Raw genomic sequence first — 12,904 nt, 5'->3', positions numbered from 1 at the left:
ATCGTCGAACCGATCGTTAGCGGGGCTTGAGCCGCGTTGGTGAAAAGCGCATAGCGCCGACGTGACCAGCAGGCCGGGCGCATGTCGTTCGGCTGTCAGCCCGAGCCAAGCGACGCAGGACCTTCTGACCATATGCCGAACGCCACCAAAGACGCCGCATCAGGCGCCAAAACACCCTCTACCGCCAATTCCCCCGCCGCCGGAAAGGCGGGCAATCCGTCGCCCGGCAAGGATGGCGCGTCCGACGCGTTCGTCACCCGCGTGCAGACCGCGCTGAGGGATGCAGCGCTTCCCGGCGAGGAGCACGGTTTCGACGACGAGGCGCGGCTCGAGGCAGCCCGCGTCGTCGCACGCGCGGCGCAGTGCCGCAAACCGGGCACGGCCTCGATCCTCCTCGAACCGATGGCGGCGGCAGGGCGTCGCCGGCGCATGCGGCTGGTGGTGATCAACGACGACATGCCGTTCCTGGTCGATTCGACCGCAGGCATCGTCGGCGCACACAATATCATCGTCGACCGGGTGATCCATCCGGTCGTTTCGGTCAGGCGCGATGCCAAGGGCGTGCTGCAGGACATCGATTGCGAACCGTGCGAGGACCACAAGCCCGCCAAGGGCATGATCCGCGAATCGATCATCTACATGGAAATGGACCGCGCCGACGCGCGCGTTCGCAAGACGCTGGCCGCAGCGCTCGGTGCCGGATTGCGCGATGTCCGTGCTGCAGTCGCCGACTGGCCGGCAATGCAAGAGGCGCTCGCCGCCGACATCAAGCGCACGTCGGGCGAAGGGGCCGCGCTGCTCGCCTGGTTTCTCGACCGCAACCTGACGCAGATCGGCCACGAATGCCGCTCGCGCAAGAACGAGCAGAGCGATCCACTGGGCATCGCCAGGACGACCGCCAGTCCGTTGCTCGCCGGCGAAACGATCGCCGCGGCGTTCAAATGGTTCGACGATGGTGGCGAAGCGCCATTGATCATCAAGTCGAACCTCGTGTCGAACGTCCATCGCCGTGTCCTCGTCGACCTCATCATCGTGCCACTGAAAACCGGCAAGGGACAGAAAGTCGACGCGCTGTCGATTCACGCCGGCTTGTGGACGAGCGCCGCGATGTCGGCGCCGCCGGCCGACGTGCCGGTCCTCAGGGCCCGACTTGCCAACGTCATGCGGCGGTTCAATTTCGATCCTGCCGGTCATGCCGGCAAGGCGCTGGCGCACGCGCTGACCGCGTTGCCACACGACATGATGGTCGCGCTCGAAGCCGACAAGACCGAACATCTCGCGATGACCGCGATGTCGCTGTCGGATCGCCCGCGGCCCAAGCTGTTCCTCGTCGAGGGCGCGCTCGGCCGGCATCTGTTCGCGTTCGTCTGGCTGCCGCGCGATGAAGTGTCGACGGGTCGACGGCTCGCGATCCAGTCGATGCTGACGACCGCGGCGAAGGCCAGCGTGATCAGCTGGAATATCGTTCTCGAGGACGGCGCGGCGGCGATGCTGCGCTATACGCTCGACCTGCGCGATGGCGGGGTCGTGCCCGATGCGCCGGCGCTCGACGATCAGTTGAAGGCGATGGTCCGCGGCTGGCTGCCCGGTGTCGAGGAAGAACTCGGCGAACTCGGCGAGACGTCGCGCGCCGCCGCCCTGACACGCAAATATGCCGAGATATTCCCGGCCAACTATCGCACCAGCTACGGATCGGACGAGGCCGCGCGCGACATCCTGCGCCTGCGCGAAGTGACGCGCCTGTCGCCGCGGACGGTGCGCCTCTATCGCTGCAAGGGTGACCGGGCCAAACAGGTCAGGCTAAAGGTCTATAATTTGTCGGGCTCGATGCCATTGTCCGACGCGGTGCCTGCGCTCGAGAATTTCGGCTTCAAGGTCATCGAGGAAGTGCCGACCGCGCTGTCCGACCGCCAGCACGGCTATATCCACGACTTCCTGCTCGAGCGCGATGCCGATCAGGACGCGCAATCGCTGCTGGCGAGGGCCGACGTTATCGAGCCGATGATTGCCGCAGTGCTGATCGGCGCGGCTGAAGACGATTTGTTCAACCGGCTGACGATCGACGCCGGGCTTGCCCCGCGCGAGATCGTCTGGTTGCGCGCCTGGTTCCGCTATCTGCGCCAGACCGGCATGGCCTATGGCATGGGCACGGTGGTCGATGCCATGCGCAGCGCGCCCGCGGTTACGCGCGGTCTGGTCGGCCTGTTCTCTGCGATGCACCATCCCGATGATGCCTCGGCCGACGATGTTGCCGACTTCTCCAGGGCGATCGAGACCGCCTTGGCCGACGTCACCGCGATCGACGACGACCGCATCCTGCGTACGCTCAAGGCGTTGATCGAGGCGACGCTGAGGACCAACGCCTTTGCCCCCGCGGCCAAGGAAGCGTTGGCGTTCAAGATCGACAGTGCGGGCGTGCCGGGCTTGCCCAAGCCTCTGCCGTGGCGCGAAATCTGGGTCTATTCGCCGCGCGTCGAGGGCATCCATCTGCGGGCTGGCCCCGTCGCGCGCGGCGGCCTGCGCTGGTCCGACCGGCGCGACGACTTCCGTACCGAAGTGCTCGGCCTGATGAAGGCGCAACGCGTCAAGAACGCGGTGATCGTCCCGACCGGAGCGAAAGGCGGATTCTATCCCAAGCAACTGCCCAATCCGCAGGACGATCGCGACGGCTGGATCGCCGAGGGAACCGAGGCCTATCGGATTTTCATCCGCACGCTGCTCTCGGTGACCGACAATATCGAGGCGAGCGAGGTGGTGCAACCGCGCTGCGTCGTCACGCGCGACGGTGAAGATCCCTATTTCGTCGTTGCTGCCGACAAGGGCACGTCGACCTTTTCCGATGTCGCCAACGCGATCGCGCTCGAACAGAATTTCTGGCTCGGCGACGCGTTCGCGAGCGGCGGCAGCTACGGCTATGACCATAAGGCGATGGGCATCACCGCCAAGGGCGCATGGCTGTCGGTCCAGCGTCATTTTGCCGAGATGGGCGTCGACGTACAAAGCGACCCCGTGCGCGTCGCCGGTTGCGGCGACATGTCGGGCGACGTCTTCGGCAACGGCATGCTGCTGTCGAAATCGATCAAGCTCGTCGCCGCGTTCGACCATCGTCACATCTTCTTCGATCCCGATCCCGATCCCGCCAAGAGCTGGGCCGAACGCGCGCGCATCTTCGCGTTGCCGCGATCGAGCTGGGAAGATTACAATGCCAAGCTGATATCCAGGGGCGGCGGGATCCATTCGCGCCATTCGAAGGCGATCGCATTGACCCCTGAGGTCAAGCAAATGCTCGGCCTCGAGGTTGACGAGATCGATCCGACCGCATTGATCTCGGCGATTTTGCAGGCCGAGATCGACCTGTTGTGGTTCGGCGGAATCGGGACGTACATCAAGGCCGCGACGCAGAACCATGTTGAGGTCGGCGATCCGGCCAACGACCGGCTGCGCGTCGACGGCAACGAAGTGCGTGCCAAGGTCATCGGCGAAGGCGCCAATCTGGGCGTGACGCAGGACGGGCGGATCGAATTCGCCGCAACCGGCGGCCGGATCAATACCGATTTCATCGATAATTCGGCGGGCGTCGATTGTTCGGACAACGAGGTCAACATCAAGATCGCGCTCAACCGCGAGATGCTCGAAGGCCGGCTCAGCTTCGACGGGCGCAATGAATTGCTTGCCGCGATGACCGACGACGTGTCGTCGCTCGTCCTAGAGGATAACCGCCTGCAGGCGCTGGCGCTGTCGATCGCAGAACGTGGCGGCGCCGAGGCGCTGCCGTCCTACGTCCGCCTGATCGAAATCTTCGAAAATTCGGGGCGTCTCGATCGCAAGGTGGAAGGCCTGGCACCGTCCGATGTCCTGCTGCGCCGCGGCCAGGACGAGCACGGACTGACACGGCCCGAACTCGCGGTGCTGCTGTCGACCGCCAAGCTCGCCCTGCAGGACGCGATCGAGGCGAGCCGCCTGCCCGACGACCCGACGCTCCAGTCCGAGCTGCGCGAAGCCTTCCCACTTGAAATGCGCGACCGCTTTGCCGACGCGATCGACGACCACCGGCTGCGGCGCGAGATCATCGCGACCAAGATCGCCAACCGGATCGTCAACCGGATGGGGATCATCCATCCCTTCGAACTGGCCGAGGAAGAAGGCTGCGCGCTCGCCGATGTCGCGGCGATGTTCGTCGCGGCCGAGCGCTTGTACGACATGCGCACGATCTGGGACGGTCTCGACACCGCGGTGATCGACGAGGGTACGCGCCTCGCGCTGTTCACCCAGGCATCGAACGCCTGCGCGTCGCAGGTCGCCGACCTGCTGCGCACTGCGCCGGGCATCCAGAAGCCGGGCAAGCTGGTGGCGCGGCTCAAGCCGGGCGTCGACCGGCTGCTCGCCGGCGTCGACATGCTGTTGAGCGATGTCGTCCGGCAGCAATGGGAAGCCCTGTCGACGCGGCTGGCGGCAGCGGGAACGAGCGACGATGTCATCGAGCCCGTCGTGCGCCTGTTCAAGGCCGACGGCGCGGTCGGTCTGGCGGCACTGAGCGAGCAGCTGGGGGTCGAGGAGATTGCGGCGACGCAGGCCTTTACCCACCTCGGCGAGGCGCTCGGCCTCGACTGGGCGCAGACGATGGCGGCCAAGATGGCGCCGTCGGATCCATGGGATCGCCTGCTGATGAAGGGGCTCGCGCGCGACTTCCAGCAGATGCGGCTCGAGTTCCTGATGCGCGCCGAGGATGGCGAGCTCGAACGCCATGTCGCTGCCTGGATCGAGGAGCACAACGCGCGCGTTGCCCAGTTCCGCCACGTCATCGATCGCGCCAAACGCTCGCCGACGCCGACCAGCGCGATGCTGGCGCAGATCGCGGCGCAGGCGCGCTCGCTCCTCGCGCGCTGATCTCAGGCCCGGACGAGCCCCGCGATTATTCAGCGGTCGCTGAAGCCTGGACGAGCAGCCAGACGCGGATCGCGCTCGCCAGGTTGGGCGGCGTCTCGGCGATCAGCCGTTCGGCATCGATTCGCGCGATGAGCGCATTGAGCGGCAGCGAGGCAGATTTCGCCGCCGCCTCGAGCGCTGACCAGAACGGCGGCTCGAGGCTGATCGACGTGCCGTGTCCCGCGATCGTCACGCTGCGCTTGACCGGCGGGTGGTAGAAGGCAGCAGGACGCGCAGGCTTGTCCATCAGTACATGTGCTGACCACCGTTGATCGACAGCGTCGACCCGGTGATGAAGGCGCCTTCGTCCGAACACAGGAACGCGACGCCGCGCGCAATCTCGCTGGCCTGGCCGAGGCGTCCGACGGGAATCTTGGCGACGATCTTTTCGAGGACCGGAGGCGGCACCGCGGCGACCATCTCGGTATCGATATAGCCCGGCGCGATCGCGTTGACGGTGACGCCCGAACGGGCGCCCTCTTGCGCCAGTGCCTTGGTGAAGCCGTGGATGCCCGACTTGGCGGCGGCATAGTTGACCTGGCCGTACTGGCCCGCCTGGCCGTTGATCGAACCGATATTGACGATCCGGCCCCAGCCGCGGTCCTTCATCCCGGGATAGGTCGCCTTGGCCATGTTGAAACAGCCGCCGAGATTGACCCGGATCACCTCGTTCCAGTCATCGCAGCTCATCCGCTGCATCGTCCCGTCGCGCGTGATGCCGGCGTTGTTGACGACGATGTCGATTGGGCCGTGCTCCTTGACGACCGCTTCGCAACCGGCGAGGCAGGCCTCGTGATCGCCGACGTCCCACTGATAGGCGGGGATGCCCGTCCGATCGGTGAATTCCTTGGCCTTGGCGGCGTTGCCGCCATAATTGGCCACGACGGTGATGCCCATATCCTTGAGCGCGAGGCTGATCGCTTCACCGATGCCTCGCGTCCCGCCCGTGACGATTGCCACCTTTGCCATGTCGTGCGTCCTCTCGTTTCGTTTCTTATCAACGAGACTTACGACTGCGGCGTGCCAGCTTCAAGCGATCCAGCCTGCCAGTTCGCGTCGGATGATCGTTTCGAGCATGTCGAGGCCGCGCTCGGCGTCGTTGAGGCAGGGCAGATAGGCGAAGTTGCGCCCACCGGCTTCGAGGAATTGCTCGCGGCCCCGGATGGCCAGCTCTTCGAGCGTTTCGAGGCAGTCGGCCGAGAAACCCGGCGCAACGACCGCAATGTCGTTGATGCCCTCCTTGGCCAGTTTGGCGAGCATCGTATCGGTCGCGGGTTCGAGCCACTTGGCGCGTCCGAAGCGCGACTGAAAGCTGATCGTCAACGGGATCGACAGCCGCTCGCCGAGCAACCGCGCGGTTTTCTGGCAATGGCAATGATAGGGATCGCCTTTTTCGAGCGTCCGTTGCGGCATGCCATGGAAACTCGCCAGGATAGCGCGCGGCTTGAAATCGAGCGCGCCCACCGCCTGCTCGATCTCGCCTGCCAGTGCGTCGATATAGGCGGGGTCGTCGTGATACGGCGGCAACGTGCGCAAGGCTGGCTGCCAGCGCATGGCGGCCAGCGCGGCAAAGGCGGCGTCATTGGCGGTCGCGGTCGTTGCCGCGCAATATTGCGGATAGAGCGGCGCAACCAGGATCCGGTCGCAGCCCTTGGCCTGCATCGCCGACAGCACTTCGTCGATTGCCGGTCGGCCATAACGCATTGCGAAGGCGACGGTGATCCCGTCGCCCAGCCGCGCGTCGAGCGCGAACGCCTGGCGCCGGGTGAAGGCGAGCAGCGGCGAACCCTCGGGCGTCCAGACCTGGGCATAGGCACGCGCAGATTTGCGCGGGCGCGTGCGCAGGACGGCGCCGCGCAGGATCGGCTGCCACAGGATCGACGGCAGTTCGACGACGCGCTTGTCCGACAGGAATTGCTTGAGATAGCGGCGCACCGCGCCGGCTTCGGCGGCTTCGGGCGTGCCCAGATTGACCAGCAGGACGCCGACGCGCGGTGCGGGCATCGGTGGGTGGCTGGCTGGGAGAGACGTCATGCTGTTCGACCGATACGAAAGGGAAGGTTGCGGTGTCGCACGCCGGTGGCTGAAAACAACGCGTTTGCCAAGGCCGGCGCGACGACAGGGACGCCCAGTTCGCCGATCCCGCCGGGGTCGCGTTCGCTGTCGATGAATTCGATCACGATCTCGGGCGTCTGGGCAAGCCGGGGCAGTTTGAGATCGCGCATCCTCAGGCGGGTGGCGAGGCCGTCACGATATTCGGTTGTGGCGCCGATCGCGCCGGCGAGACCGAAGATCAGGCCGCCCTCGATCTGTTGCCGTGCGACATCGGGATTGACCAGCCGTCCGGCATCGACCACCGCGGTCAGGCGGCGGACCTGGAGCCCCTTGGCGCTCATCCGCGCATCGGCGAGTAGCGCGATATGGCTGCCGCGCATCGAATGGATCGCGAGACCCTGCGACGCGCCGTTCGCGCCGCCCTGCCAGCTACCGCTGACGCCGACCATCGCCAGGCAGCGCGCCAGCGCCGCGTCACCTGCCAGCATCGACATGCGATAGCTCAGCGGATCGAGCCCCGCTTCGTGCGCGAGTTCGTCGACGAAGCTCTCGGTGAAAAAACAGCAATAGCTGTCGGCGTTGCCGCGCCAGCGGCCGGCGGGCAGCGCGCTGTCGACCGCGACGTGATCGACTGCAAAATGCGGTATATTATATGGTGGACGCGCGGGCGCGACGGCGGCGGCCTCGCTCTGGCCATCGCTCGCCCGGGCGGCGTCGTGGGCCGATTGCCCGTCGAGCCGCGCGGCGAGCTGGTGCGCGGCGGCGGGCACCGCGATACGCGCGATCCAGGCGTCGATCGTGCCCGCGGTGTTGAGCGTTGCAACCATCCGTCCTGCGGCTGGTGCGCGCGGCAGGTCGCGCATCGTGTCTTCGGCGCGCGAATAGGTCAGCTGGACCGGGCGTTGCGCGGCGCGTGCAATGATCGCGGCTTCGACCGCGACGTCGTGGTCGAGCCGCGAGCCAAAGCTGCCGCCGGCGAAGCTCTGGAAAATCGTCACGTCGTCGATGCCCAGCCCGAGCGTATCGGCGACTGTCTGGCGACAATGGCCCGGCGCCTGCGTCGCGACCCACAGCTGAACCTTGCCGTCCTGTACGCGCGCGGTGGCGGTGCGGGTTTCGATCGCAACGTGGAGCGCGGGATCGACGGTATATTCGGCGAGCTTCATGCGCTGTCGCGCAATCGCCGCTTCGACACTGCCCGCCTGCTGCATGCGCACGCCGGTGCCCCGCTGTGCGGCGGATCTCAGATCGCTTGCGATCGCCTTGCTCCTGACGCGCGGACCGCGCGTTTCGAACACCGGCTTGATCGCGTCGAGCGCGCGATTCGCGGACCACCAGCTATCGGCGAGCACCGCGACCCAGCGCGGGTGCTCGACGATCTGGATGACGTCGACGATCTGCTCGGCGGCGGCCTTGGTCATCGATTTGAGTCGGGTGTCGCCGTGGGGTCCGTGGCGAATCGCGGCGAAGGCCATGTCGGGCAGACGGATATCGCCGGCAAAATTGGCCGACCCGTCGAGCTTGGCGGGGATATCGAGGCGCGGCGCTTCGCGTCCATAGAGCGCGTCGCTCTCGGGCAGACGGTAGATCAACGTGGCCGGCGGCGACAGATTCGCGGCGTCGGCGGCAAGCGTGCCAAAGCGCAGCCTCTGATTACCGTGGACGACGAAGCCCGCATCGGTTCTGCACTCTTCGGCGGCGACGTTCCAGCGTTCGGCGGCGACGTCGCAAAGCAACATTCGCGCAGCCGCGGCGGCATCGAGGCACGATTGCTCGAACGCGCGCACCGAACTCGACGCCATCGTCAACATGGCGGCATCGCGGACCGCGACTTCGCCCAGGATCCCGCGGCGCGCATCGTTGACTTCGGCCGGGACCGACCCGCGCGGCGTGATCTGCGCCGCCTGTTCGTCGATGACGAGGCGATTGGCATAAAGCGGGCTGACCGGCGCTGGTTCGACCGCGATACTGCGCCAGTCGGCGCCGAGTTCGTCGGCGATGATCTGCGGCAGCAGCGTCGTCACGCCCTGGCCCATTTCGCATTGCGGAACGATGACGGTGATCCGCCCGCTCGTCGCTATCTTGAGCCACGCGTTGAACAGTCTCTCGTCGGGTGCGACGTTGACGTTGGGCCCATAAGAGCGCGGCCACACTGCCCAGCCGACCGCGAGCCCGACCGCCGCGCCGCCGCCGATCAGTATTTGTCGGCGGCTGACCGCAGGGCTGGCCGGCTTGGTTTTCAGGTTGGGAAAGCGGGCCATGACCTGACCTGATAATGCCCCCCCGCGCGCTGGCAAGCCGCTTGGCGCAAAGCTCCCGCTCGGGCATCGGCCAACCTCATTCGACCGGCGGTATGTTCAGCCTGGCGAGCTCGATCTTGGGGCAATGGTCCATGACGACGGTAAGGCCTGCCTCTTCGGCACGCTTGGCGGCAGCTTCATTGATGACGCCGAGCTGCATCCACACCGCTTTGGCGCCGTGCGCGATCGCCTCGTCGACGACCCCGCCGGCGTCATCGCTGTTGCGGAAAATGTCGACCATGTCGGCGGGCGGCGAAACATCGTTGAGCGATGCGACGACGGGAGCGCCGTGGATCGTCGTGCCGACATGGCCGGGATTGACCGCGACGACATCATAACCGTGTTCGACCAGCGTGCGCGTCACGCCGTTGCTCGGTCGCGACGCGTTGGGCGATGCGCCGACCACGGCGATGCGGCGGGTCGAGGTCAGCAGGTCGCGAAGCGCATCATCGGTATCGATTGGCATAAGAAACTCCTTGGACTGTCGGCGCGCTAGGCTGTGCGCCGTTCGTCCACCCAACGCGCGACCCGCCCTGCAATATCCCTGAACGGTTGGGCGAGGTCGTTTTCGCTGCCCGCCGGCGGCTCTCCCCCGTCGCTCGCTTCGCGAACCCCGAGCGATAGCGGGATGCGGCCGAGAAAGGCGACGCCGATCTCCTGCGCCGCGCGTTCGACGCCGCCCGAGCCGAACGGATCGCTGATCTCGCCGCAGTGCGGACAGGCATAGCCCGCCATGTTCTCAACGAGGCCGATGATCGGCACGCCGGCCTGTTCGAACAATGCGATCGCCCGCCGCGCGTCGATCAGCGCGAGGTCCTGCGGCGTCGACACGATGACCGCGCCGACCGGCTTGTGGCGCTGGATCATCGACAGCTGCACATCGCCGGTCCCCGGCGGCATGTCGGCGATCAGCAGCTCGGTCGCGCCCCAGTGCGCATCGACCAGCTGGGTCAGCGCGTTGCCCGCCATCGGTCCGCGCCAGGCGATCGCCTGACCCGGTTTGACCAGCTGGCCCATCGACAACAGGCCGATGCCGTGACGACATTCGACGGGGACGAGTTTCTTGTCGCGCGCCTCGGGCCGCGTCTCGTCGCAGCCGAGCAGCGTGGGCTGCGACGGGCCGTAAATATCGGCATCGACGATGCCGACCTTGCGCCCGGCGAGCGCCAGCGCGACCGCGATATTGGTCGCGAGCGTCGACTTGCCGACGCCGCCCTTGCCGCTGGCGACCGCGACGATCGGTAGCTCCCGACGCTCGCTGGTCTCGGCAATGCGCACTTCGTCGACGCCGTCCATCGCTCCGAGCTCGGCCTTGAGGCGGCCGATCATGTCGGCGCGGGCCGTTTCGTCGAGCCCCGAAACATCGCATACCAGCGAGACGGTCGAATCCGTGAGCCGCACGGCGGCGGCACGGCCTTGTGACAGGCGGGCTGCGGTCGCGGCGATCATTTCTGATTGGGTCATGGCGAGGCGAATAGTCGGGAATTCCGCGAATGGCACTGTTTTTCGCGGGCCATGCAACCTATAACAGAGGAATGAAGAATTTTTGGCAACGGGCGGTTCGCCGACTGACAGCGAGCGGCCCAGTGCCGCGGGGCAATATTTTCGCGGTGGAAAAAGGACCATGGGGCGGGGGTGACGACGAGTCTCCCAAGCCCAAGGGGCCGCGCAATCCATGGTCGCAACCGTCGAACGGTCCGCAACCCGTTGGCGATAACGCGCGCGGGCCATCGGCGCTCGACGAACTGCTCCGGCGCGGTCGTGCCGGATTCGGCGGCGGCGGCGGCGGTGGCGGCAGGCCCCGACTGTCCGGCGATCGGCCCTTCTGGCTCTATGGCATCCTCGGCTTCATCGCGATCTGGATCGTCTTCAGCAGTTTCCACATGCTTCAGCCTGCCGAACGCGGCGTCGTGACCCGGCTCGGCTCCTACGCGCGGACGGTCGGCCCCGGCGGCATCCAGCTGACAATGCCAGCACCTTTCGAACAAATGACCAAAATCGACACCCTCAACATCCGCGAGCTAAAGATCGGATCCGAACAGCCCAACGAGGAAAACCTCGTCCTGACCGGCGACCAGAATATCGTCGACCTCGCCTATCAGGTGCGTTGGTCGATCAAGGACCCCGAACTGTTCATCTTCCAGTTAAAAGATCCAGAACAAACGATCGGCGAGGTCGCCGAGAGCGCGATGCGCGCGACGGTTGCCAATTTCTCGCTCAACAGTGCGATCACATCGGGGCGCTCGGACATCGAGGCGCAGGTCCAGCAGCGCATGCAGACGATCCTTGACCAGTATCGATCGGGCGTACGTATCGACGGCATCCAGCTACGCCAGGCCGATCCGCCGGCCGAGGTCGACGAAGCGTTCAAGAAGGTCAATGCGGCAAAACAGCAGCGCGAATCGTATCAGAACGATGCGCGCGCCTATGCGCAGCAGATCCTCGAACAGGCGCGCGGTGAATCGGCAGCGTTCAACAAGGTCTACGAGCAGTACCGGCTCGCGCCCGACGTCACCAAGAAGCGCATGTACTACGACACGATGGAGCGCGTCCTCGGGAAAGTGGACAAGACGATTGTCGAGACGCGCGGCGTGACGAGCTATCTGCCGCTTCCCGAACTGCGTCGCCGCGCCAAGGCGGCCCCCGAAGTCACAGTGACCGAAGGAGCTGCACAATGAGCATCGTCACACAGATCACCGAACACCCCGTCCGCACCAGCATGATCGCACTGGCGCTCGCGGTGCTGGCAAGCATGACGTTTTCGATCGTGCCCGAGGACAAGCAGGCATTGCTGCTACGTTATGGCACGATCACCGGGGTAGTGAATTCGTACAAGCCCGACCAACCATTCGGATCGACAAATGCCGGTCTGATTGCGCGCATTCCCTTCGTCGAGCAGATCAAGTTTATCGACAAGCGCGTGCTCGGCGTGAATATGGAGCGCCAGCAAGTGTTGTCGACCGATCAGTTGCGACTTCAGGTCGATGCATTCGCCCGCTTTCGCATCGTCGATCCGGCCAAGATGTACACGACGATCCAGACCGAGGACAAATTGCGCGACCAGCTCGGCGCAATTCTCGGATCGTCGCTGCGCAACGAGCTTGGCAAGCGAGCCTTCGCGACGCTGCTCAGCCCCGAGCGCGGCCAGATCATGGACAATATTCAGGCCGGGCTCAATCGCGAGGCAGCCAAATATGGTGCCGAAATCATCGATGTCAGAATCAAGCGCGCCGATCTTCCGCAGGGCACGCCGCTGACATCGGCGTATCAGCGAATGCAAACCGCGCGCAATCAGGAGGCCATCTCGATCCAGGCCGAGGGACGCAAGGAGGCGCAGCTGATCCGTGCCGACGCCGATGCCGAGGCGGCTAATATCTACGCTTCGGCGTTCGGCAAGGATCCCGGCTTCTACGACTTCTACCGGGCTATGCAGGCCTATCAGAAGACCTTCGTCGAATCGGATGGCGCGACCTCGGTCGTCCTGTCGCCAGACAATGAGTTCCTACGCGAATTCCAGGGGCGTTGATCGCTGGGATCGCCGTCCCATATTCAAGCTTCGTTAAACTTCGAAGTTTCATGAGAACCGTGGCCAGCTCTCGTTTTTTCCACAAAAAGGATTATCC

Annotated in this window: 9 protein-coding genes; 3 read left to right on the top strand and 6 right to left on the bottom strand. The window is 65.5% G+C overall.

The window, feature by feature from the left end; all coding sequences use genetic code 11:
* Positions 1-132: 132 nt before the first annotated feature.
* The gene (locus FSZ31_RS00370; protein ID WP_147121096.1) at positions 133-4,887 is read left to right on the top strand and encodes an NAD-glutamate dehydrogenase; all 4,755 of its coding nucleotides are present in this window, start codon (positions 133-135) and stop codon (positions 4,885-4,887) included.
* A 25-nt stretch (positions 4,888-4,912) separates the two neighbouring features.
* On the opposite strand, the gene FSZ31_RS00365 is transcribed toward FSZ31_RS00370, so the two are convergent.
* From FSZ31_RS00365 to FSZ31_RS00340, 6 genes are all read right to left on the bottom strand, one after another.
* Positions 4,913-5,173: a ribbon-helix-helix domain-containing protein gene (locus FSZ31_RS00365; protein WP_147121095.1), complete on the bottom strand. Its 261-nt coding sequence runs from the start codon at positions 5,171-5,173 to the stop codon at positions 4,913-4,915.
* Positions 5,173-5,895, bottom strand: coding sequence for an acetoacetyl-CoA reductase (gene phbB, locus FSZ31_RS00360; protein ID WP_147121094.1), 723 nt, complete (start codon positions 5,893-5,895; stop codon positions 5,173-5,175). The genes FSZ31_RS00365 and phbB overlap by 1 nt, the downstream gene beginning before the upstream one ends.
* 60 nt (positions 5,896-5,955) lie before the next feature.
* Positions 5,956-6,960 (bottom strand): ferrochelatase, encoded by a 1,005-nt coding sequence (hemH, locus tag FSZ31_RS00355; RefSeq protein ID WP_147121093.1) that lies wholly within the window; start codon positions 6,958-6,960, stop codon positions 5,956-5,958.
* Positions 6,957-9,242, bottom strand: coding sequence for a xanthine dehydrogenase family protein molybdopterin-binding subunit (locus FSZ31_RS00350; RefSeq protein WP_147121092.1), 2,286 nt, complete (start codon positions 9,240-9,242; stop codon positions 6,957-6,959). The genes hemH and FSZ31_RS00350 overlap by 4 nt, the downstream gene beginning before the upstream one ends.
* Positions 9,243-9,318: 76 nt before the next feature.
* Positions 9,319-9,747 (bottom strand): CoA-binding protein, encoded by a 429-nt coding sequence (locus FSZ31_RS00345; protein WP_147121091.1) that lies wholly within the window; start codon positions 9,745-9,747, stop codon positions 9,319-9,321.
* A gap of 26 nt (positions 9,748-9,773) precedes the next feature.
* The gene (locus tag FSZ31_RS00340) at positions 9,774-10,745 is read right to left on the bottom strand and encodes an Mrp/NBP35 family ATP-binding protein (RefSeq protein WP_147121090.1); all 972 of its coding nucleotides are present in this window, start codon (positions 10,743-10,745) and stop codon (positions 9,774-9,776) included.
* Between the two features lie 146 nt (positions 10,746-10,891).
* Here FSZ31_RS00340 and hflK point away from each other — a divergent pair, with 146 nt between their 5' ends.
* Complete coding sequence (gene hflK / locus FSZ31_RS00335) at positions 10,892-11,959, top strand: FtsH protease activity modulator HflK (RefSeq protein ID WP_236643598.1); 1,068 nt, start codon at positions 10,892-10,894, stop codon at positions 11,957-11,959.
* On the top strand, positions 11,956-12,807 hold the full coding sequence (gene hflC, locus FSZ31_RS00330) for a protease modulator HflC (RefSeq protein WP_147121088.1): 852 nt from the start codon (positions 11,956-11,958) through the stop codon (positions 12,805-12,807). The genes hflK and hflC overlap by 4 nt, the downstream gene beginning before the upstream one ends.
* The last annotated feature ends 97 nt before the right edge of the window (positions 12,808-12,904 follow it).

This window comes from Flavisphingopyxis soli (assembly GCF_007995095.1).
Taxonomy (GTDB): domain Bacteria; phylum Pseudomonadota; class Alphaproteobacteria; order Sphingomonadales; family Sphingomonadaceae; genus Flavisphingopyxis; species Flavisphingopyxis soli.
The sequence above is the reverse complement of the archived record's forward strand: the minus strand, read 5'-3'. Positions and strand labels throughout refer to the sequence as shown.